Source organism: Parabacteroides faecis, from assembly GCF_014647375.1.
Classification (GTDB): Bacteria; Bacteroidota; Bacteroidia; order Bacteroidales; family Tannerellaceae; genus Parabacteroides; species Parabacteroides faecis.
This window is the reverse complement of record NZ_BMPB01000007.1, coordinates 115989-137460: the sequence shown is the minus strand read 5'-3', so window position 1 is coordinate 137460 and position 21472 is coordinate 115989. Positions and strand designations below refer to the sequence as shown.

General features: G+C 41.7%; 15 protein-coding genes. 8 read left to right on the top strand and 7 right to left on the bottom strand.

What is annotated here, in order from left to right:
- Positions 1-58 precede the first annotated feature (58 nt).
- The 3 genes from porU (at position 59) to IEY67_RS11350 (ending at position 8023) form a co-directional block, all read left to right on the top strand.
- Entirely contained in the window at positions 59-3544 is a 3486-nt protein-coding gene (gene porU, locus IEY67_RS11360) for a type IX secretion system sortase PorU (RefSeq protein WP_183671461.1), read from the top strand.
- Positions 3545-4154: 610 nt separating this feature from the next.
- The gene (gene mgrA, locus IEY67_RS11355) at positions 4155-5144 is read left to right on the top strand and encodes an L-glyceraldehyde 3-phosphate reductase (protein ID WP_183671462.1); all 990 of its coding nucleotides are present in this window, start codon (positions 4155-4157) and stop codon (positions 5142-5144) included.
- Positions 5141-8023 (top strand): PD-(D/E)XK nuclease family protein, encoded by a 2883-nt coding sequence (locus tag IEY67_RS11350; protein WP_183671463.1) that lies wholly within the window; start codon positions 5141-5143, stop codon positions 8021-8023. The genes mgrA and IEY67_RS11350 overlap by 4 nt, the downstream gene beginning before the upstream one ends.
- Positions 8024-8043: 20 nt before the next feature.
- Here IEY67_RS11350 and IEY67_RS11345 read toward each other — a convergent pair whose 3' ends face one another.
- The 6 genes from IEY67_RS11345 to IEY67_RS11320 form a co-directional block, all read right to left on the bottom strand.
- Positions 8044-8760 carry a porin family protein gene (locus IEY67_RS11345; RefSeq protein WP_183671464.1) on the bottom strand — a complete coding sequence of 239 codons (717 nt, stop codon included), beginning with the start codon at positions 8758-8760 and terminating at the stop codon, positions 8044-8046.
- Between the two features lie 4 nt (positions 8761-8764).
- Positions 8765-9331 carry a flavin reductase family protein gene (locus tag IEY67_RS11340; protein ID WP_122351490.1) on the bottom strand — a complete coding sequence of 189 codons (567 nt, stop codon included), beginning with the start codon at positions 9329-9331 and terminating at the stop codon, positions 8765-8767.
- Positions 9332-9337: 6 nt separating this feature from the next.
- Positions 9338-9802 (bottom strand): aspartate carbamoyltransferase regulatory subunit, encoded by a 465-nt coding sequence (gene pyrI, locus IEY67_RS11335; protein ID WP_122351489.1) that lies wholly within the window; start codon positions 9800-9802, stop codon positions 9338-9340.
- 75 nt (positions 9803-9877) lie between these two features.
- On the bottom strand, positions 9878-10798 hold the full coding sequence (pyrB, locus tag IEY67_RS11330) for an aspartate carbamoyltransferase (protein ID WP_183671465.1): 921 nt from the start codon (positions 10796-10798) through the stop codon (positions 9878-9880).
- Positions 10799-10867: 69 nt separating this feature from the next.
- Positions 10868-12562 carry an alkaline phosphatase gene (locus IEY67_RS11325; RefSeq protein WP_183671466.1) on the bottom strand — a complete coding sequence of 565 codons (1695 nt, stop codon included), beginning with the start codon at positions 12560-12562 and terminating at the stop codon, positions 10868-10870.
- 20 nt (positions 12563-12582) lie between these two features.
- Positions 12583-13758 carry a M24 family metallopeptidase gene (locus IEY67_RS11320; RefSeq protein WP_183671467.1) on the bottom strand — a complete coding sequence of 392 codons (1176 nt, stop codon included), beginning with the start codon at positions 13756-13758 and terminating at the stop codon, positions 12583-12585.
- Between the two features lie 274 nt (positions 13759-14032).
- On the opposite strand from IEY67_RS11320, the gene IEY67_RS11315 reads away from it, so the two are divergent.
- The 3 genes from IEY67_RS11315 to IEY67_RS11305 are packed head-to-tail and all read left to right on the top strand — an operon-like array spanning position 14033 to position 16071.
- Positions 14033-14590 (top strand): LemA family protein, encoded by a 558-nt coding sequence (locus IEY67_RS11315; protein ID WP_122360265.1) that lies wholly within the window; start codon positions 14033-14035, stop codon positions 14588-14590.
- A gap of 2 nt (positions 14591-14592) precedes the next feature.
- On the top strand, positions 14593-15573 hold the full coding sequence (locus tag IEY67_RS11310) for a M48 family metallopeptidase (protein WP_122360264.1): 981 nt from the start codon (positions 14593-14595) through the stop codon (positions 15571-15573).
- A 9-nt stretch (positions 15574-15582) separates the two neighbouring features.
- Positions 15583-16071, top strand: coding sequence for a DUF456 domain-containing protein (locus IEY67_RS11305; protein ID WP_183671468.1), 489 nt, complete (start codon positions 15583-15585; stop codon positions 16069-16071).
- 31 nt (positions 16072-16102) lie between these two features.
- On the opposite strand, the gene IEY67_RS11300 is transcribed toward IEY67_RS11305, so the two are convergent.
- Positions 16103-16696: an RNA polymerase sigma factor gene (locus IEY67_RS11300; protein ID WP_221267800.1), complete on the bottom strand. Its 594-nt coding sequence runs from the start codon at positions 16694-16696 to the stop codon at positions 16103-16105.
- A gap of 366 nt (positions 16697-17062) precedes the next feature.
- Here IEY67_RS11300 and IEY67_RS11295 point away from each other — a divergent pair, with 366 nt between their 5' ends.
- Complete coding sequence (locus IEY67_RS11295; RefSeq protein ID WP_183671469.1) at positions 17063-17971, top strand: FecR family protein; 909 nt, start codon at positions 17063-17065, stop codon at positions 17969-17971.
- 155 nt (positions 17972-18126) lie between these two features.
- Positions 18127-21462, top strand: a complete 3336-nt coding sequence (locus tag IEY67_RS11290; RefSeq protein WP_183671470.1) for a TonB-dependent receptor — start codon at positions 18127-18129, stop codon at positions 21460-21462.
- Positions 21463-21472 lie beyond the last annotated feature (10 nt).

The window sequence follows — 21472 nt, the reverse complement described above, 5'->3', positions numbered from 1 at the left end:
GCTCTTTTATAATAAATCAAAACAGAAAGCGTTAAAAGATCATTGAATAGTTGAAAATATGAAGCTACACGAAAAAAGATTCTCAGCAATAACAAGTATTGCATTCCTACTTTGTTTCTGCCTTTCTTTTTCATTGGAAGCAAGTGGACGCTATGCGGACAATTCTGTATTAAGCAAAGGACACTGGGTGAAAATACAGATCGAAAAAGACGGAATATATAAACTGACTTATTCCGAATTGAAGAATATGGGTTTCGACGATCCTTCAAAAGTCGCAGTCTATGGCTATGGCGGTTGGCCGTTGGAGGAAGATTTTACCAAACCCTATGTGGATGATTTGCCTGCTGTTCCGGTATTGAGAAAGGATAATTATATACTTTTTTATGGAAGAGGAACGACGAAATGGGAATATAAAGAAGTGAGCTATAGAAAAGACAGTAAAAGAAATAAATTTGTACATACCAATAATCCCTATTCCCTTTACGGATATTATTTTCTTACCACTTCTTCAGAGGTAAAAGAAATGGATATTGTCCCATCTGAAACGAAAGATGCTACTATAGAATTTGACTATTTTGATGATTATCTTTTGCATGAGAAAGATTTGGTTTCGGTTAATAAGTCCGGGCGTGAACTTTTTGGTGAATCGCTGTATTCCACTGTTTCTATTCCTTTTGAAAAGGTAGAAGGTATATTGGATACAGATGCTTTTGTTGACTGTCGTTTAATAGCTAAAACAAACGATGCAAAAAATTTTGTTCTTTCAATTAATGGGGAAGAGGTTGTGAAGAGTTATATCAATGGTGTATCGCCTAATTTGGATCTTTATGAATATATAAAAGCCCGGTCGGCAGAAGCCTATGGAATTTGGAAAGGTAGAAAAGAAAATAGTTTTTCCGTCAAAGTTGATTATTCAGAGAAAGGAAATAATACGGCTTATCTGGATTATATCTATATACAGTTGCAGAGGTCTTTGCAAGTCTATGGTCAACCGACGTTCTTCCGAACTCTCTCATCGATAGGAAATAAATCATGTTTTACAATAAAGAATGCTGATGCGAATACGATTGTACTTGATGTGACTGATGCTTTAAATCCTCGGATAATTGAAGGAGTGTTGAATGAAAGCAATTTCTCATTTGTTATTCCTAAAGAGGATCGGTTGAGAGAGTTTGTGGTTTTCAGGCTGGACAACTCTGTTCCTGTTATCAGTGCGAATAATAGCCAAAAGGTAGCAGAGCAAAATTTACATGCTTTACGACAGGCAGATATGGTGATCATTTCTCCATCTGCCTTTAAGAGTGAAGCGGAAAGATTGAAACAAGCACACGAAGAGCATGATCAATTGGAGAATATCCTGGTTGTTACCCCAGAAGAAATCTATAATGAGTTTTCCAGCGGAACGCCGGATGCTACAGCTTACAGACGTCTGATGAAAATGTTTTATGACCGAAGCAAAAATGAACAGTCGAACGCACCTAAATATTTATTACTTTTTGGAGATGGAGCCTATGATAACCGGTTTGTTTCCAGTGAATGGAAACTTTTTCCTTCAGGTATGAAAAATAATATGTTGTTGACTTATCAGACAAATGAATCATTAGATGATACTTCGTATGTGGTTGATGATTATTTTGGACTACTGGATGATAATGAAGGCGTGAATATTAGTAATGACATAATAGATATCGGAATAGGACGCTTTCCGGTCCGGACAATCACTGAAGCCCGGAATGCTGTGAATAAAGTGATCTCTTATATGAATGCTCCCGTTGGCGACTGGAAGAATAAGGTTTGCTTTATAGGTGATGATGGAAGTAACGCTGATCAATATGCTACTTACCATCAAAAGTATGCGGATGAATTGGCTGACACATTAGAAGAGAATCATGCTGAATATGTTTCAACCAAGATACTTTTTGATGCTTTTAAAAAGGACCGGTCAGGTAAAAGTTCCTATCCGGATATTCCCCCGCTTATCCAGAAGACATTAAAAGAAGGATGCTTCATGTTGAATTATACCGGACATGGTAGTGCTAAATCATTAAGCGAGGAGGCTGTGATTACTCAAAGCGATATTATTCAATCCACTTATAGGTATTTACCGATATGGATCACTGCATCCTGCGATTTCTGTCCGTTTGATCAGGTTGCTACTTCAGCCGGAGAAGATGTTTTCCTGAATAAAGTAAGCGGAGGAATTGCTTTGTTTACAACTACCCGTGTAGCTTTTTCTAGAGACAATAAGAATATCAATGAAAATTTGGTTAAGGAACTGTTTGGATCGGATAATGAGAGAAAGGCGCTAGGAGATATTTTTTTTAGTACTAAGCAGAAACCATCACTTCGCAAGCTCGGTTTCAGTCTGATCGGTGACCCGGCATTGAAGTTATCTTACCCTAAATATCGGCTCAGGTTAAGTACGATCAATGGAAAAGACGTGGCTGATAGTTCTTTTGAGTTTAAGTCACAGGATAAAGTAGAGTTGGAAGGAATTGTCTGCACTGCCTCTGATGATTTACTGTCGGATTTTAATGGAGTTTTGAACGTCCGGGTGTTTGACGCACTTGATGAAAAAGAAACTATGGGTAATAATAAAATTTCATTTAAGTATGGTGAAAAAGATGGGAAACCTCTATATCGGGATTCTGTTCCTAAAATCAGATATAAAGATTATATCAATACGATTTTTTTAGGCAGTGACTCTGTACGGAACGGAAGGTTCAAGATATCTTTTTTTGTACCTAAAGACATATCTTACAAAGTTGGTAAAAACGGAAAAATAACTATGTATGCCTATGAAAGTGAAAGTAAAAGGGATGCAAGCGGCTCGTTTAAGAAATTCTCTGTTTTTGGGACTTCGGATAATCCGAAAGATGATAATATGCCTCCGGAAATACGGTCACTCTTTTTGAACGATACTACTTTTATTGATGGTGGTGATGTGAATTCTACTCCTTATTTCTATGCAAAAGTGTGGGATGAAAGTGGAATCAATATAACAGAGAGTAGTATAGGGCATGGTATTACATTGTCTATAGATAATAATCCGAATAGTAGTTATATTCTCAATAGCTATTATGAAAATATAATAGGTAGTGATGGGGAAGGTATGGTGAAATTCGGTATTCCGGTTTTAACTCCGGGGTTACATCATGCAGAATTCAAAATTTGGGATATCATGAATAATTCGGCTACTTATACATTTAGTTTTAATGTTGTTGAAGGTCTAAAACCTTTCATCACCAATGTGATCGCAACTCCTACACCTGCGAGGGGAAATGTCGAATTTCATATTACGCACAACCGTCCGGAATCCCGGATGAAAGTAGGTATCATGGTCTACGACATGACAGGTCGTCTGCATTGGAAGCATGAAGAGACAGGTTCTTCCGAACTGTTCAAAGACTATACGATAGACTGGGATTTGAGAAATAATTCGGGAACTCATGTGCGTCCGGGTGTTTATATTTATCGCGCAGCGGTAAGTACTGATAATTCTAAAGAAGCAACGGAAGCAAAGAAGATGATTATTTTGTGGTGATCTTTTATAACTAGTAGATTGAAAAAGTAACTGTCATACTATCATTCTATGTTTTGAATACATTGAAATTCATGCTATTTACTCTGTGATAGTATGTATGATAGTATGAAATTGTACTGTCATACTATCATAAAAATACCTGTTTGTTTTCACGAAGTATACTTCTTATTTTCAATGACATACTTACTAAATATTATTGAGACCCGGGTCTCGACACCTTCAAGACCCGGGTCTTAGCATCGTTCAGATGGGGGTGTAAATGGCATTCAGATGGGAGACTTGGAGAAGATTTCTGCTTGTTTTCTGCTAAATAAGACGTAGTATTGCTGAAAAAAAGAGTATGTTCTGTGCAAAATAGCCTGTTTTGTAATGCTTTTGGATACCTTATTTTTCGATGAAAAGGGCCAAAATGATAGTTGAATGACAGTTTATGATCGTTGCATGATAGTTGTTTTGGGTAACTATCATGTTTGTGTTGCATGAAATTCAATCGGTATGCCGAAAATATGATGGTATGATAGTTGATTTGTGCAAAACTATGTTCGACACTAAAAAAAGACTGTGTCCGATATGCAATTTTTATATACATTTGTAAGAAATAAAATGCACCATGGAAAGTATATATACACCAAATGAAAACAGATACGCGGAGATGACGTATCGTCGTTGTGGACGCAGCGGTATCTTATTGCCAGCTATTTCTCTGGGGTTATGGCATAACTTCGGCAGTGTGGATGTTTTCAATAACTTTATCAAGATTGCCCATACGGCTTTCGATAACGGGATTACCCATTTTGACCTGGCGAATAATTACGGGCCAGTCTACGGTTCTGCAGAAGAAAATTTCGGCAGGATTCTGAAGAAAGGACTGGGAGCTTATCGGGATGAGCTGCTTATTTCGACAAAAGCCGGTTACGATATGTGGCCCGGTCCGTATGGGAATTGGGGTAGCCGGAAGTATTTGATAGCCAGTCTCGATCAGAGTTTGAAACGGATGGGACTCGATTATGTGGATATCTTCTATTCCCACCGTCCTGATCCGGAAACACCGATAGAGGAAACAATGGGGGCTTTGGCGGATATTGTCCGCCAGGGGAAAGCATTGTATGTGGGCATTTCAAACTATAATGCCGAACAGACGGAAAAGGCACTGGCCGTATTAAGAGAATATCGTGTTCCTTGCCTGATCCATCAGGCACGTTATTCCATGTTCGACCGTTGGACGGAACCTGATTTGTTACCTTTATTGAAGAAAGAAGGCGTAGGCATGATTGCTTTTTCTCCTTTGGCACAGGGGATGCTGACCAACAAATATCTGCACGGAATACCGGAAAACTCAAGAGCTGCCAGGTCGACAGGACATTTGCAGCGTGAGCAGGTGACAGAGGAAAAAATAAACAAGATACGCCGCTTGAACGAGTTGGCTATGGAACGCGGGCAGACGTTGGCTGAAATGGCGTTGGCATGGTTGCTGAAAGACGATCGTGTGACTAGCGTCCTTGTCGGAGCCAGTTCGGTAGAACAGTTACTGGATAATTTGAAGGCGTTGAATAATATTAGTTTTACATCAGAGGAACTGGAAAGGATTGAATCGATATGACACCATTCTTATACCAGGTAGCCTCTTTGTTTTATCAGCAATACGGAGCGGAGGTCAGTAAGCTGGCATTTGTTTTCCCTAACCGGCGAACAGGCCTGTTCTTTCAAAAATATCTTTCGGAGGTGGCGGACAAGCCGCTTTTCTCTCCGACGATCCTGACCATCAACGACCTGTTTGTGCAGTTGAGCGGCAAACAGGCGGCAGATAAGATCAATATGCTGTTCATGCTGTACGATATCTATATCCGGCATAGCGGCTCGATGGAAACCTTTGACGAGTTCCTCTATTGGGGGGAAATGCTGTTGAACGACTTTGATGATGTCGATAAATATATGGCAGATGCCCGCATGTTGTTTACGAATGTGACGGACCTGCGGGAGATAGAGAACGATTTCAGTTTCCTGGATGAAGATCAGATAGCGGCAATCCGTACATTCTGGTCGTCTTTCTATCCGAAGGGAGATTCTCCGAACCAGGAAGAATTTCTGGCTGTCTGGAAAATTCTGTATACGTTGTACACCGATCTGCGTGAAGCGTTGGTGGCGGAGGGAAGAGGCTATGAAGGTATGATCTTCCGTGAAGTCGTTGAACAGATGGAGCAGGATGACTGTTGTGACCTGCCTTATCTGAAGGTGGTCTTTGTCGGTCTGAATGCCTTGTCTGTCGCGGAGGAACGTTTCCTGATGCAGTTGCAGAAACGGGGAATCGCTGATTTTTATTGGGATTATGCTTCGGATAAAGTGACGGACCGGGATAATAAAGCGTCCTATTTTGTCGAACGGAATCTTAAAAACTTCCCGTCGCAGTATCCGCTTCCTCCGGAGGAAAAAACGGAAACGCAGATTGAGGTGATCGGTATTCCTTCCGGTATCGGTCAGGCAAAACAGGTGTACACATTGCTGAACGAACTTTGCAAGGAGGATGAAATGTCGCCCGAGGAAGCGTTGCGTACAGCCGTTATCCTACCTGATGAACATTTGCTTATTCCGGTACTGAATGCCATTCCCGAACAGATACGCCGTATCAATGTGACGATGGGGTATCCGTTGGCAGGTACGCCAGTCGCTTCTTTGATGGAGTATATCCTGGCATTGCAGAAAAATGTACGTTATGTAGATCGTCAGCCGGTTTTCTATTTCCGTGACGTGCTGCCTATCCTGAACCATCGGTATATCAGTTCGACCGGTCCGGAAACGGTCAATGCCCTGGTGAAAGATATTGCGGAAAACAACAAGATATATATTTCTGCCGCCGATCTGGGAAAGACGCCTCTTTTGTCCGTCCTCTTCCTGCCGGTAACAGATGTCAATACCTTTTCCGATTACCTGATCAATGTCCTGCAGGAACTGAATAAGGTGATGCACGCTTTATCATCCTCCGGTGAAGAGGAAGAAGATGCCACCCAGCGCACCAACGACCTGGAGCAGGAATTTATCTTCCATTACTTCACGACCGTCAACCGTATGAAAGAGATCATGCAGGATGCCGGGATCGAGATGAAGATCGACACCTATTTCCGCTTGCTCAAACGGGTGACCGATACGATAACTATCCCTTTCCGGGGCGAACCGTTGTCCGGTCTGCAGATCATGGGAGTTCTTGAAACCCGTGCACTGGATTTCGACCGGCTGATCATCCTTTCCATGAATGAGGGTATATTCCCACTCAGGAAAGCGGCCAACTCGTTTATCCCTTATAACTTGCGAAGAGGTTTCGGCCTGCCCACTTATGAGCATCAGGACAGTGTATGGGCTTACCATTTTTATCGTCTGATTTATCGGGCGAGCCATGTCAGCCTGCTCTACGATACCCGCAGTAATGGTTTGCAGACAGGCGAAGTCAGCCGTTTTGTCCATCAGCTGCACTACCATTATGAAGAGCCGTTGCAGAACAAACTGGTCGTCTATAATGTCTCGTCCGCGAAAACCCCGGCTTTGCAGGTCCGGAAAACGGACGAAGTGATGCAACGGTTGGAGGCTTTCCATAAAGGAGGGCACAGGGCCATTTCTGCCAGTGCGGTCAATACCTATTTGGATTGTCCGCTGAAGTTCTATTTTTCGGTGGTCGAAGGTATACAGGAGGAAGAGGAGGTCAGTGAAACGATCGAGAGCAATGTGTTCGGAAGTATCTTGCACAAAGTGATGGAAGAGTTGTACATGCCTCTTTGCGGAAAGATGGTAACAGCCGATTTACTGAAGGCGATTAAGAAAGATACACCTGTCCTGACCGGTGCTATTGCACGGGCATTTGCGGAGATCTTTTTCATGTCGGATGTCGTACGTCCTTTGACGGGGCAGAACTTTCTGATCGGTGAGATGATCCGGAAATATGTGGAAAAGATACTGGAGCGTGACAGTAAACTGACACCTTTCCGTTATATCGAATCGGAGCGGAAGATCAACCGCCTGTTTACCCTGGGTGACGGTCGGACGGAAATCCAGTTGAAAGGTTTTATCGACCGGATCGATGAGGTGCGTGATACGGTCCGCATCATCGATTATAAGAGTGGGAGTGGGACTTCGGTATTTACTTCTATAGAGAGTCTGTTCGATAAAGAAGATAAAGACCGTGCCAAAGCCGTGATGCAGGTTTTCATGTACTCGTGGATGCTGGGCGACGTGCCTGCAGGAAAGACCCTTCAGCCGGGAATTTATTATATGCGTACGCTCTTTTCCGATTCGTTCGATGCAGCTGTGAGCCGGCGCGTGGAGCGGATGAAAACAGAGCCGGTAACGGATTTCTCTGTCTATTCGGCCGACTTTGAAGCGGAACTGCGCCGTTGTCTGGATGAGATATTCGGACAGGAAACTCCGTTCGTGCAGACGACGACGGAAAAAGCCTGTGCCTGGTGTCCTTTCAAGGATATATGCGGAAAATAGACGGAGAAAAATCAAACGGATCAGAACAGGAAACCGAGCGAGAAGCTCATCATATTGGTCCGCTTGTCTATCGAGATATTTCTTTCTATCGGGGTTAACGAGGATTTGTCCTTAAAATCGGACTCAACCTTGTTAAGCCCGAATTCGTAAGTGAATTCGAAAAACAGACGCCAGATACTCACGCCCAGCCCTGTGGCGATGCCCAGTCCGAACGGTGTACTGTTATTGATGTATTCGTTGGTGACTTCAGAGAAATGGGTCGTATAACGTGACTTGTAGTTGTATTTCACTTTGGGTCCCACCATCAGGCTGAGGGCATAAGGACCTTCCTTTACAAGATAATAACCGATCATGACAGGCATTTCCAGTGAAGTCGTTTTTAGTTGGAGCCGGTCTGTTTCCGAAATACTTCCGGCTGCCTGGTCTGATTCGGTAGTTTGCGGCAATGAAAAAAGAACATCTCCTTGCTTGCGCGACCATGTCAAGTCCGGTTGGATAAAGAAGCGGTCGATATTGATCCTGCAAAAGAAAGAAGCCTGATAACCGACTTTATATTGCAGACGGATATTTTCGGCTTCGACACCGTCTATTGTCAATGAGTTAATGATCGGGAATGTAGAATTGACTCCCACCTTTGCACCAAAGTTGAAAGCTTTATCCTCAATATATATGAACTTCTGTGCATGGACTGAAATGCAAAGGAGGAACAGCGGCAATAGAAGGAGAATCTTTTTCATATGCTTATTTTTTCTTTTTTACGGACCAGCCGAATTTACCTACAAACTCACCTAATCCATAATATTTACCGTGCGAATAAGCCAGCAGGTCTGCCCGTTGCATATCGAATGCACCTGTTTGCGGATCCAGATATTTATCATCCGCCTGGACATTGAGAACATCGGCGATGAACATATCGTGGCTACCCAGTGCAACCACTTCTTTTACCCGGCATTCGATGCAAAGCGGTGCTTCTTCGATGGTGGGGCAATTCACCAATGTTGCTTTACCCGGCGTCAGTCCCATTTCTTCAAACTTATGATGATCTTTTCCTGAATTAACGCCGCACCAGTCGGTGGCATAAGCCAACTCGCGCGTGGTCAGGTTGATCACAAATTCCATATTCTTTTTTAGGATCGGATACGAATGGCGTTCCGGACGTACGGATATATAACACATGGGTGGATTGGTACAAATCGTACCGACCCACGCCACTGTTATAATATTATATTCTGAAGGTTCGCTACCACAACTAACCATTACGGCCGGTAAAGGATAGATCATGGTACCGGGCTTCCAGTCTTGCTTCATACAAACTTATTTAATAATAATGTCTTCTTTATTTATCTTGCGTTCGCAATAATGACATTTGATCGTGCCTTTCTCTTTGTCGATCACTTCGAAACGGCTCGGCATCGGTTCATTATTGGTGATACATTTCGGATTGTTACATTTAACCAGTCCGACCAGTTCGTCCGGCAAAGTAACCGTTTTTTTCTCTACAACCTCATAGTCGCGGATAATGTTCAGAATCACTTTCGGAGCGATCAGTGCGATACGGTTGATCTCATCTTCTTCGAAGAACTTATCGGATATTTTGATCACGCCTTTACAACCCATCTTCTTGCTTTGGAAATTGTTGCCGATCGTGATCGTGTTGTCCATATTTTCAAGTCCCAACAATTTGGCGACTTTAAATAACTGGCTGGGAGGAATATGGTCGATAGCAGTTCCGTTCTCCAGGGCGGCAACCTGCAATTCTCTTTTCTTTTCTACTGACATAACTTTGTTTATTTAGAAGTTGACAGTTGACAAGTGACAGTTGACAGTTATTTATTATCTGTCAATTGTCAACTGTCACTTGTCAACTGAAATATTTAGAACTTCACAAATAATAGCCTGACGGGCAAATAATCCGTTGCGTGCCTGCTGGATATAGTAGGCTTTCGGATTATCATCCACATCGTAAGCGATCTCGTTTACGCGGGGCAGCGGGTGGAGGATACGGAGATTTTCGCGGCTTCCTTCCAACATTTTGTTACGCAGGATATACACATTCTTTACCCGTTCGTATTCTTCCAGGTCGGTAAAGCGTTCGCGCTGTACGCGGGTCATGTAAAGGATATCGGATTGGTTGATCACCTCTTCGTCGAAAGTGGTATGCTCGTAATATTTGATGCCGTGTTCGTCGCAGAAATTCTTGTATTCGTCCGGCATGCGAAGTTCGTCCGGAGCCACGAAATGAAAAGTAGGATTGAAGTGCGACATGCCGACGATCAGCGAATGTACCGTACGGCCATATTTCAGGTCGCCCACCATTGTGATATTCAGGTCGGTCAGTTTTCCTTGTGTCTTTTGGATCGAATACAGGTCGAGCATGGTTTGCGAGGGATGCTGGTTTGCTCCGTCTCCTGCGTTGATGATTGGAATATCGGTTACTTCCGAAGCATAGCGTGCTGCACCTTCCAGATGGTGTCTCATAATGATCAGGTCGACATAATTGCTGACCATCAGGATCGTATCTTTCAGTGTTTCCCCTTTGGAAGAACTGGTCGTAGAGGCATCCTGAAATCCGATCACTCGTCCGCCCAGGCGGTTGACAGCTGTTTCGAAGCTTAATCGCGTGCGTGTAGAGGGTTCAAAAAACAGGGTGGCAGCAACTTTGCCTTCCAGCACCTTTCGGTTCGGGTTTTCCTCAAACTTCCTGGCGTTATCCAGAATACGAAGAATGTCCTCTTTGGAACATTGATCGATAGAAACTAAACTTTTACTTTTCATTTTGTGTATAATCTGTCTTTCTTGCAAAAGTATAAAAAAAGCGGAGACCGAATAGTCTCCGCTTTATATTTATTTCAGATAATCTGCCAGCTTCGTCGGGAGATAGAATGTATTGTTCTTATCTACATAGACAACGACTGAATTCAGCCGGACTTCTTCCTGTCCTTTCTTACCGATTGTAACGATATTGCTGAACGGTGTGATGTTGATCTGTTTCTTCTTATTCTTTACGATTAATGAAGGAGAACCTTTCTCATCTTTAGCGGGGATAATCTCACATTGGTAGTCTTCGAATACTTCTGTGTGAGGGGCGAAGTTCTCTGCCGTAAGTTCATCCAGCTTATCGCGGTCCATGCCGAACAAAGCACACAGGTAGGCGTTCAGTTCGATATTGGTATGCATACCGATCGGCAGGCTGGCCTTGTCGGGATGATAGGCTGCCAGGAAGACATCTTCGCCGGTATGACCGCCGGTGGTAAATCCGAAACAGGTTTTTGAGGTAAGCAGTTTCGACATGAAAGAGGTCAGCGAACCGCTATACAGTGAACCTTTGCCTTCAGTTTTGCGTTCGGCTTCTGGGATCGGACTGTTTTTATAGTCTTTACAATGGTTCAAAGCATCCAGTTCTTCGGCTGTCAGTTCTAATCCTGCGTATTTACGGAAGATGTTCTGTACTTCCGAATTTGGTTCGCTGTTTATTTTTTTTGCGAAACCTTCAGCCGTCAGTTTATACTGTGAGAACTGGTGGAATAACTGGTCTTTGCTAAGTTTGTCGTAACCCGGACATCTGGAACTACCGATACTGATGCCGCTGTTTCCGTGATCCGGAACCATGATAACGGCTGTTTCACCGTTCTGGCGGGCAAATTCGAGTGCGGCACCGCAGGCACGGTCGTAAGCCAACATGTCTGTAGCCATGCCGACAGGGTCGTTTGCGTGAGCGGCCCAGTCTACTTTACTGCCTTCTACCATCAGGAAGAAACCTTCCGGGTTTTTGGATAGTTTCTGGATAGCGATGCGGGTCATCTCTTCTAGGTCCGGTTGTTGAGCCGGGTCACGGTCGATGTCGTAAGCCATTTCGCGGTCTGCGAATAAAGCCCACATATTGTCGCCGTTATAGTTGCGCATACCGTTGATGTCGTTTTTGAATACGCCGTATCCGTTACCTTTCAGGTAGGCCTCACTTTCTTCCGGAAGGAGGGAAACACCACCACCGATCACTACATTCAGATCGTTATGAGCCATCTGTGGAGCGATCCATTCATATTTGCCACGGTTGTAGCTATGGGCGGAACAGTCTGCCGGTGTAGCATGAGGAAATTCACAGGTGAAAACAAGGCCGGTCGATTTGCCCTGTGTTATTTTTGCGGCTTCCAACACAGTTGTAAGTGGCTGGAAAGCACGTTCGGGATCGGTCGGATAGATATCGTTGTCACCGTCATTTTCCGGATAAGTAGAGACATAACCGGTACGGCTCGGATAGCCTGTCATATAACAGGAAGTAGTCGGAGCGGAGTCACCGATCGGAGCGTTCGAAGAGTGTGTACGTACGGTACCGCACAGGTACGGGTCCAGATTCAGGTTGGGTTTGTCCGGGTTGGTATACCATTGCAACCAGCGTGCCATAGAAACGGTAGCCAGTGAAGTTCCGTCCGGTATCAGAAGAATAACGTTCTTGACCGGTTTTACATTTTCTACATCTGCAGCTTTTGCCGGCATAAAGATGAATGCCAGTAGAAGCAGAAAAGTAATCGTCTTTTTCATGTGCTTTTATTGTTTATTAATTAATGTAATTGAATGATCTCTTCTACGAAATGAGTCAGTTTCTCGATACCTGTTTCGGTAACCAGGAAACTGTTCTCGATACCGACGGCTCCTACGCCCGGAATGACGAATTTAGGTTCGAGGGCAAATACCATATTCGGTTGCAGCTCTTCTTTGGAACGGGGAGTCAGCACCGGAAGCTCGTTGATCTGGATACCGATACCGTGTCCGACGAATTTAGCCTGCTGTTTGGTTCCCATGAAGTTTCCGGCAAATCCTTCTTTCTCTGCGATACCGGCAGCAATGTTATATAATTCCGAACAGACGACACCCGGACGGACGACATTTTCTATTTCATTTTGTATCGTTAATGAGGTCTGGTGCGCACGATAAGCATCTTCCGTCAGTTTACCGACAGAAAATACGCGGGTCATGTCGGTCATATACGGTGTATAATTACCTGCCATATCTACCATGATGGCTGTCCCGTCTTTCAGGATTGTGCCGTTAGCTCCGAGCGGGCAGGATGCGTCCATGCCGTTGCCTCCCAGGGCAAAGTCGAAAGGAGAGGGAGCTTCTGCATTTTCACCTGCCAGGATACTTCCCATAAAGATATCCATGTTAGCTCCGAATGCACGGAAGATTCCGATCGAACCGTTCTGACGCATGCGTTTTTCTATTTCATACTGAAATTCGAGGTCGGTCATTCCCGGACGGAAACATTCGGTAATTTCCGAGTATGTCTTGGCATGTTTTTCGGCTGAGATACGGAACTGCGAGATTTCCCACGGTGTTTTGATCTCGCGCAGGGTTCTCATCAAGGCGGTTGCATTACCTGTTTCTTTCGGGTTGAATATGGATTGCAGGCGGATATAATCGTTGTATGTCAACTCGTCGGCTTCCAGTAACAGTTTTTCCGGCATCGGGATACCGCGGGCGGCGAATATCTCGGCTATTTGTTCGGGTTTGCGGATATATTCGATATGATCGTCGGTCAGGCCGTTCGGACGTTTGACGAAGAACCAGGGTGCTCCTTCTGCAGGCAGATAGAAATATCCGCTGAAAATCCGTCCGGTTGTATAATACAGGTTTACATCTACACTCAGCAGGCAGGCATCTGCATGCTGTGCTTGCATTGCCTGTTGTATACGACCCCATTTGAGTTGCAGGTCGTCGATCAGTTCTTTTTGTATCATCTCCAACTTTTATTTTTATGTGGCTTCAAAGGTATTAAAATCTGTCGGGAAAAAAGAGGAGTTTGATATTAAATCTTGATTAAATGATCATCTGTTTAGCTTCCTGTAATAGCAGCGTACCAGCCTGGTTGTATTTGGGATGAAACTATTTTGCGGATGCGCAAATGATACTGAAATAGTTGTATTGAATTACAAATATCGGGCGAAGAATCATGACTACAAAATACTTTTTATATCTTTGGGCAGATTCTAACTTATATAATAAAGAAAGAAAATGGTACTAATAGTTTCTATTGTAGTAATTGTCGTGCTGGCGTTGTGGATAATCTCGTTGTATAATTCGCTGGTCAAGCTGCGGAACAACCGTGAAAATGCTTTTGCGGATATAGATGTGCAGCTCAAGCAACGGCACGATCTGATCCCTCAGTTGGTTGCAACGGTTAAAGGATATGCTGCCCATGAAAAAGATACGCTTGAACGGGTGATCAATGCGCGTAACGGTGCGATGAGCGCTCATACGATTGACGAAAAGATCAAGGCGGAAAATGCGTTGTCATCTGCATTGGCAGGGTTGAAGATCACTTTGGAGGCTTATCCCGACCTGAAAGCAAATCAGAACTTCCTTCAGTTGCAGGAAGAAATTGCCGATCTGGAAAATAAATTGTCTGCTGTAAGACGTTATTTCAATTCGGCTACTAAAGAGTTGAATAATGCAGTGGAGACATTCCCGTCCAATCTGATCGCCGGAATGTTTGGATTCCGTAAGGAGATCATGTTCGATCTGGGCGCACAGCGGGCCACTTTGGAAGAAGCTCCCAAAATTGAATTCTAAGTATGCAATACGTTGGTATACAAACACAGCAGAGCAGGAATAATTTTCGTTCGCTGCTCTTGCTTTGTCTTTTTCCGGTGCTGGTCTGTGTGCTGGTGTTGCTTTTTTGTTATCTGTATGTGATGCTTCTCGGCGGTGGCGGAGGAGACTATCGGATGCCGGGGGAGGTTACACAGATGCAGTTGGCTATGGGCTTTTTCGTACAGATCGCACCGTATGTGCTGGGTGGTGTGCTGATTTGGTTTCTGATTGCTTATTTTGCCAATACGAGTATTATCAATTCAGCGACCGGCTCCAGGCCTTTGAGCCGTATGGAAAACAAACGGGTGTATAATCTGGTAGAGAACCTCTGTATGAGTCAGGGTATGACGATGCCGAAAATCAATGTGATAGACGATGATTCTCTGAATGCTTTTGCCAGTGGAATCAATGAGAGGAGCTATACGGTGACACTTTCGCGGGGAATCATCGATAAGTTGGATGATCAGGAGCTGGAAGCAGTGATCGCTCACGAACTGTCGCATATCCGTAATCATGATGTCCGGCTGCTTATCATATCGATTGTGTTTGTCGGCATCTTCGCGATGGTGGCGCAGCTGGCTATGCGTTCGGCTTATTATTCTTCTTTTTCAAGAAGGAGAGATGAAAAGAACGGAGCCGTTCTGCTGATGCTACTGGTTTTGTTGGTGGCAGCGGTCGGTTATTTCTTTTCCATACTGATGCGTTTTGCCATCTCCCGGAAAAGGGAATATCTGGCGGATGCCGGATCGGCGGAGATGACAAAGAATCCGTTAGCTTTAGCAAGTGCGTTACGGAAGATTTCAGCAGATCCCGATATCGAGGCTGTCGAACGTGACGATGTCGCCCAGTTATTCATCCAGCACCCGGGAAAGCAAGCTGAGAGTGCATTGAGTGGAATGAGCGGTTTGTTTGCAACGCATCCGCCGATAGAGAAACGGATTCAGATTCTGGAACAGTTTTAGCGGGAAGAGATGGATATCTTTTTGATCATATTAGGGGCTATTTGCCTGCTGGTCGGGTTGGCGGGTTGTTTTTTACCCGTTCTGCCGGGACCGCCTTTGTCTTATCTGGGACTTTGGCTGCTTCATTTTACGGATAAAGTGCAGTTCTCCGTTACTCAACTGGTTATATGGGGAGTTTTAGTCGTGGTAGTACAGTTGCTGGATTATCTGACCCCGGTACTTGGTACAAAGTATGGCGGAGGAAGTAAATGGGGCAACTGGGGTTGTGTGATAGGGACGATTGCGGGGATATTCATTTTTCCTCCCTGGGGTATATTGTTTGGACCGTTTGCCGGTGCAGTGATAGGCGAATTGTTTGGAGGTAAAAAGTCTATAGATGCTTTTAAAGCCGGAATAGGAGCGTTTATCGGATTCCTGCTCAGTGTGGTGGTGAAGATGGCGCTTTGCGGATATTTTGTCTATTGTTTTATAAAAAGTCTGTTTGTGGTTGTGTTGTAAATACCGCAATAAATGGTTCGTAAATATTTGTTTAGAAAAAAATGCTTAACATTTTGTTGATGTTTTTCTCTTTACTATATTCTTTATTTACATATGAAGCAATTCGTTTATAAGCAGTTGTGATATGTGCTTCTACTGTTTTTTCTGAAATGTTGAGTATTTGTGCTATTTCTTTATGTTTCAACTTTTCAGATAGGAAAAGCCGGAACACTTCTCTGCATTTTTCGGGAAGAGATAAAATTGCCTCTTGAATTATTTTTTGATATTCTTTGTCCAGTAACTTTGTTTCCGGATCAGACTCTTCTGATGCAATATTAATCGTATATAAATCAATAGGTTGTTTGTCAATAAATGGAGATTTTCTAATATACAACAACGCTTGGTTCTTAGTAGAAATATAAAGGTAGTTCTTAATATCGTTTACTTTGTTCAGTGATTCTTTTTTTAACCAAATAGCGTAAAAAACATCAGCTACCACTTCTTCTGCAAGTTCCCTGGATTTTAAAAAATAGAATGAAAGACTGAGTAAGCTTTGATAATATTGATCGAAAAGAGCACGAAAAGCCCCTTCATCTCCTTGTGAAATTTTTTTGATCAGGTTTTTATCTTCTATATTGTCACTCATTACTTATCTCTTACTATTTTGTCTCGCAAAGGTAGAATAAAAAGTGAAAGTTGAATGAAGAAAATAAAGGGACTTAGATTTTTTTTTATGGTTATTTTATTTTAATTGTAGTGATTTTAGGTGTTGAATATTAATGATGAATAGGTTGGATAGATATTTAAATGTTTATGCTTTACATGGTAAGTAAATTTGAAACGATAGAATTAAACCTAGAAAATGTATGCTTTAAACTATTGATATATAATAGTTTGAACCTCTTTTTGAGACGTCTGTGTCTGCATGATGAAAAAAATAATAAAAAAAGTAGGTTTTACTATTAGGGGGGAGGCCCCAAAATATCATCTTTATTAGAAACGAATGTATAGAATGAAAAAGCATGATGATATAATTGGAGATGAGAAATTGCAGAAATATATTGAACGAGTTCATTTTGTTCCGATCGTTTCTGATCCAAATACCCTATTTGATAAGGTTTGCTATAGGATCAAATGTGGTAGAAGCAGAACTATCGGAGTTTCTTCTGTATGGAAATATCTTTCGATTGCAGCTTCTTTGGCTTTGTTGATCGTTTCTTCTTTATTTATAATATCTTCCAGCGAGAAGAACGTATCTCAGATGTCTTATCTGGAGGTAAAATCGATATCCGGTTCAAAAACCAGAGTTGTACTACCTGATAGTTCTGTTGTATGGCTGAATAGTAATGCCAGTATTCGTTATCCACAAGTGTTTACGAGTCAAAACCGGGAAGTTGAGTTTACCGGGGAGGCTTTATTTTCTATAACTAAAGATAAAGAAAAACCTTTTATTGTAGTAATGGATGGAATGAAGGTGGAAGTTCTGGGAACGGTTTTTAATATACATTCTGATTCGAAGACAGATATAATTGAAACCACACTGTTGGATGGAACGGTTGCAGTTTTTGCCGACAATAATAACACGGGAAAGGCTGATGTTATATTATCACCTAATGAACAGGTTTTATATAACAGAACAGATGGAGAAGTGAAGGTTCAAAAAGTAAGTGGAGCTTTATATTCTGCGTGGGTGAATGGTGTTTTTCATTTTGAAAATAATACGTTGGAGGAGGTTATGAGAACTTTGAGCCGAGCTTTTGATGTCTCTATTCATATCGAAAGTGATATGCTTGCCAAGAAAAAGTTTACTGCTCAGTTTTTTCATCATGAAACATTGGATGAAATATTATCTATACTTCAGGTCTCTGCTAAATATAAATATCAAAAAGTCAAAGGAGAAATTTATATCACAAATAAATAAAGATGTTTAACCTTAAAAGCAGGCATATTATGGATTCAACATGATTTTGATAAAAAATTGGGAACGCTACTAACATTCCCAATTTAAAACTAAATGTTTTTAATTCAACGGTAGCTACTAACTACCGAGTAATAACCTTTTAGCATTACAAATGTATGAATAATCATTTAATAAGAGTACTTTTTTATCTCAAAAAGTACTTAAGGGGAATTTGTATACCCTGTGAGAATGTAAAAAAATCAACTATTATTATGAGATTCACTATTCTATTTTTCTTCATGAGTATATGGGGGGCAATGGCAACTTCTTACTCTCAAACAGCAAGACTCACTCTTGATGTGAAAAATGGTACTATTTCTCAGGTGATTAAAGAGATAGAAAAAAGAACGGATTTTACGTTCGTATATAATGTCAATGATGTTAACCTGAATAAAAGAGTATCTGTCAAATTCAAAGATCAGTCTATTAATGATGTACTAGAGGTCCTATTTAGTAATAATGCATTGGGATATAAAATTACAGATCGGCATATTGCTTTATATACTAAAGATGCGATAGAGCAGCAGGTTGTCGGGAAAATTTCAGGAATTGTCACTGATGTAAATGGTGATCCTGTCATTGGAGCTAACATATTTGTTATAGGGACAACTAATGGTACGGTTAGCGATATGAGCGGACGATTTGAGATTTCTGCGCCTGTAGGTTCTCTTTTGAAAATATCTTATATCGGATATTTGGAAAAAGAGGTCAAAGTAGTAGCAGGAAAAACAGCTTACGATATTATTATTATAGAAGATAATAAGACGCTGGATGAAGTAGTCGTTGTTGGTTATGGTTCTCAGAAAAAGTCAAATATCACAGGGGCTGTAGTTTCGGTTAAACCTGAAGAGTTTAAGAATAAAGGTATGGGGGTTACAGATATTTTGTCAGGGCGTGTTTCCGGTGTCGATGTAACTAAAGGACGTATAATAATTCGTGGTCAGGCATCTATTAATGATATGAATCCGTTATGGATTGTGGATGGTATGCCTGGTGGTGCCCCTGATATCGAGGATATTGAGACAATCCAGGTATTGAAGGATGCATCCTCTACGGCTATCTATGGAGCACAAGCCGGAGCCGGTGTGATTTTGGTTACTACCAAAAAAGGTACTAAAGGAAAGTTGAGAGTGAATGCCCGTGCAGAATTTGGTTTTACCATGCCAATGGGATTGCCGGATATGTTGAATACGGCTGATTTTATTGCAGCAAAGCGTAAGTTCGGTTTTGCTGAACCTGCGGATGGTTCCTGGGATCATCCAGAGTCTTTACCCGATACTGACTGGAATGATTTATTGTTTGACACATCTTTTGGGCATAACTATTATTTACAATTGACAGGTGGCGGTGAAAAAACAACCTATAATATGTCCGGTAGTTATTATCATGGCGAATATACTATGATGCCTGATAAAAATAAAAATGAAGGGGCATCATTTCGTGTTGCAACAGAAACTAAATTCAGCGATCGTTTTAAATTCTCTCAAATAACAAGCGTAAGCATGAATAGTGATTTTGAACCGGGAAATAGAATTTTGCAGCCTCGCCAGATACCTACAATGCCAGTTTATGATCCAAGTAATAAAGAAGGTGGTGGCTGGGGTACTCAACCTGATGGATATCAGGGGGGGAATCCATTCGCGAATGAAATGACTATTCATAATAATAAAAAAGGATATGGTGGTTCTGTTCAGTTGAATTTTGACTGGAATATTATTGATGGTTTAGATTTTCAGGCTTATTTTACCGGATCTTTTAGCTCTCAGGCAAAGAATACAAATTATGATTATTGGCATGTAGGTCCGTTGACCCAGGAATCCAAACTACAAAAAGATTTTGCTTCTGAACAGAATTTACGAATGTTCTATACATTGACTTATGGCAAGACTTTCTGGGAAAAGCATGATTTTAAGATAATGGCGGGTTATGAAGCTTACAAATGGTTGAAAAATTCATCTGGAGGTTTTAAAATGGGATTCTCTGTGACAGATCCGAAAGATATTTCTTTGGGTACGGGAAATATGGATATTACAGGTAAGGAAGAACAGAGTAGAAGCATTTCGCAGTTTGCTCGTTTTAATTATGCTTACGATAATAAATATATGTTGGAAGCAACGGTTCGACGTGATGGGTATGATACATTTGGACCTGATAATAGATATGCTGTATTTCCTTCATTTTCAGTTGGCTGGAATTTGCATAGGGAAGCGTTTATAGCAGATAATGTGCCTGCTATTTCCCTGTTGAAATTACGTGGCGGTTGGGGTAAGATAGGTAGTAACAATATTGCGAAGTTCATGTATGAATCAGCTTTTGTAAACGATAACTTATATTATTCCTGGGATGATCAGAGTGTAGTAAGAGGTTTTTGGTATAAATATATGGCTAATCGTGGCATTCAGTGTGAAAAAGTGGCGCAAGGTGATGTCGGCTTGGATTTAGGTTTGTTCAACAATCGTTTGAATGTGTCTCTTGAATATTATAATAAGAAAACAACAGATATGTTATATAAAATACCAGTAGCTTATTCAGTTGGTGTACCTGACTTGAACTTTTCAGCAAATTTAGGTGAGATTTCTAATAAAGGTTGGGATTTGATGTTACAATGGCGTGATAATGTGAAAGAGTTTAATTATGATATCAGTTTAACATTCTCACAAAATAAGAATAAGGTAGAAAAACTAAGTGATGAATTGAATCCTCAATTGTGGTTCAATACAGGTTATGCTGATGCAAACTATTTGACAGAAAATGGTTCTCCAATGGGGCAAATGTATGGTTTCGTTGTCGAAAAAATATTTCAGGAACAGAGCGAAATCGATGCTTTGAATGCAAAGGCAGAAGGTGGTTATTATCAGACTGCCGGTACGGCTCCGGGTGATTTCAAATATGTGGATTTGGATGGTGATGGCCGAATTACAAATGAAGACCGTAAAATTATCGGTAATCCGTGGCCTGAATTTATTTACGGGTTAAATACGAATTTCTCTTGGAAAGGTTTTAATTTGTCGATGGCATGGTCAGGAACAAGTGAGTTCTCTATTAATAATCAGGGAAGAACGATGTATAATACATTCAGTGGTGATCAAAACACTACTTATGATGTATTTAAAGCATGGACTCCGGATAATAGAGGAGCAGAGAATCCTCGTGTGACGTTGGATGATCCAAATGGAAATTTCAGAAAATTTTCAACCTACTTTGTTGATGATGTTCGTTATTTTAAACTGAAAAAGTTACATTTTGGATATTCTTTACCGAAGACATTGTTGGCAAAAGTGGGTTTGTCCGGAGCTGAAGTATTTGTTAATGGATCGAATTTGTGGACTATAACCAATTTTAAAGGGGATGATCCGGAAATGGGCGGATATCAGTTAACGCGTAATAATTATACACCGCTTCGTGAACCGGTGACACGCAATGTAACATTTGGCATTAGTTTGAATTTATAATTTAGAAGAA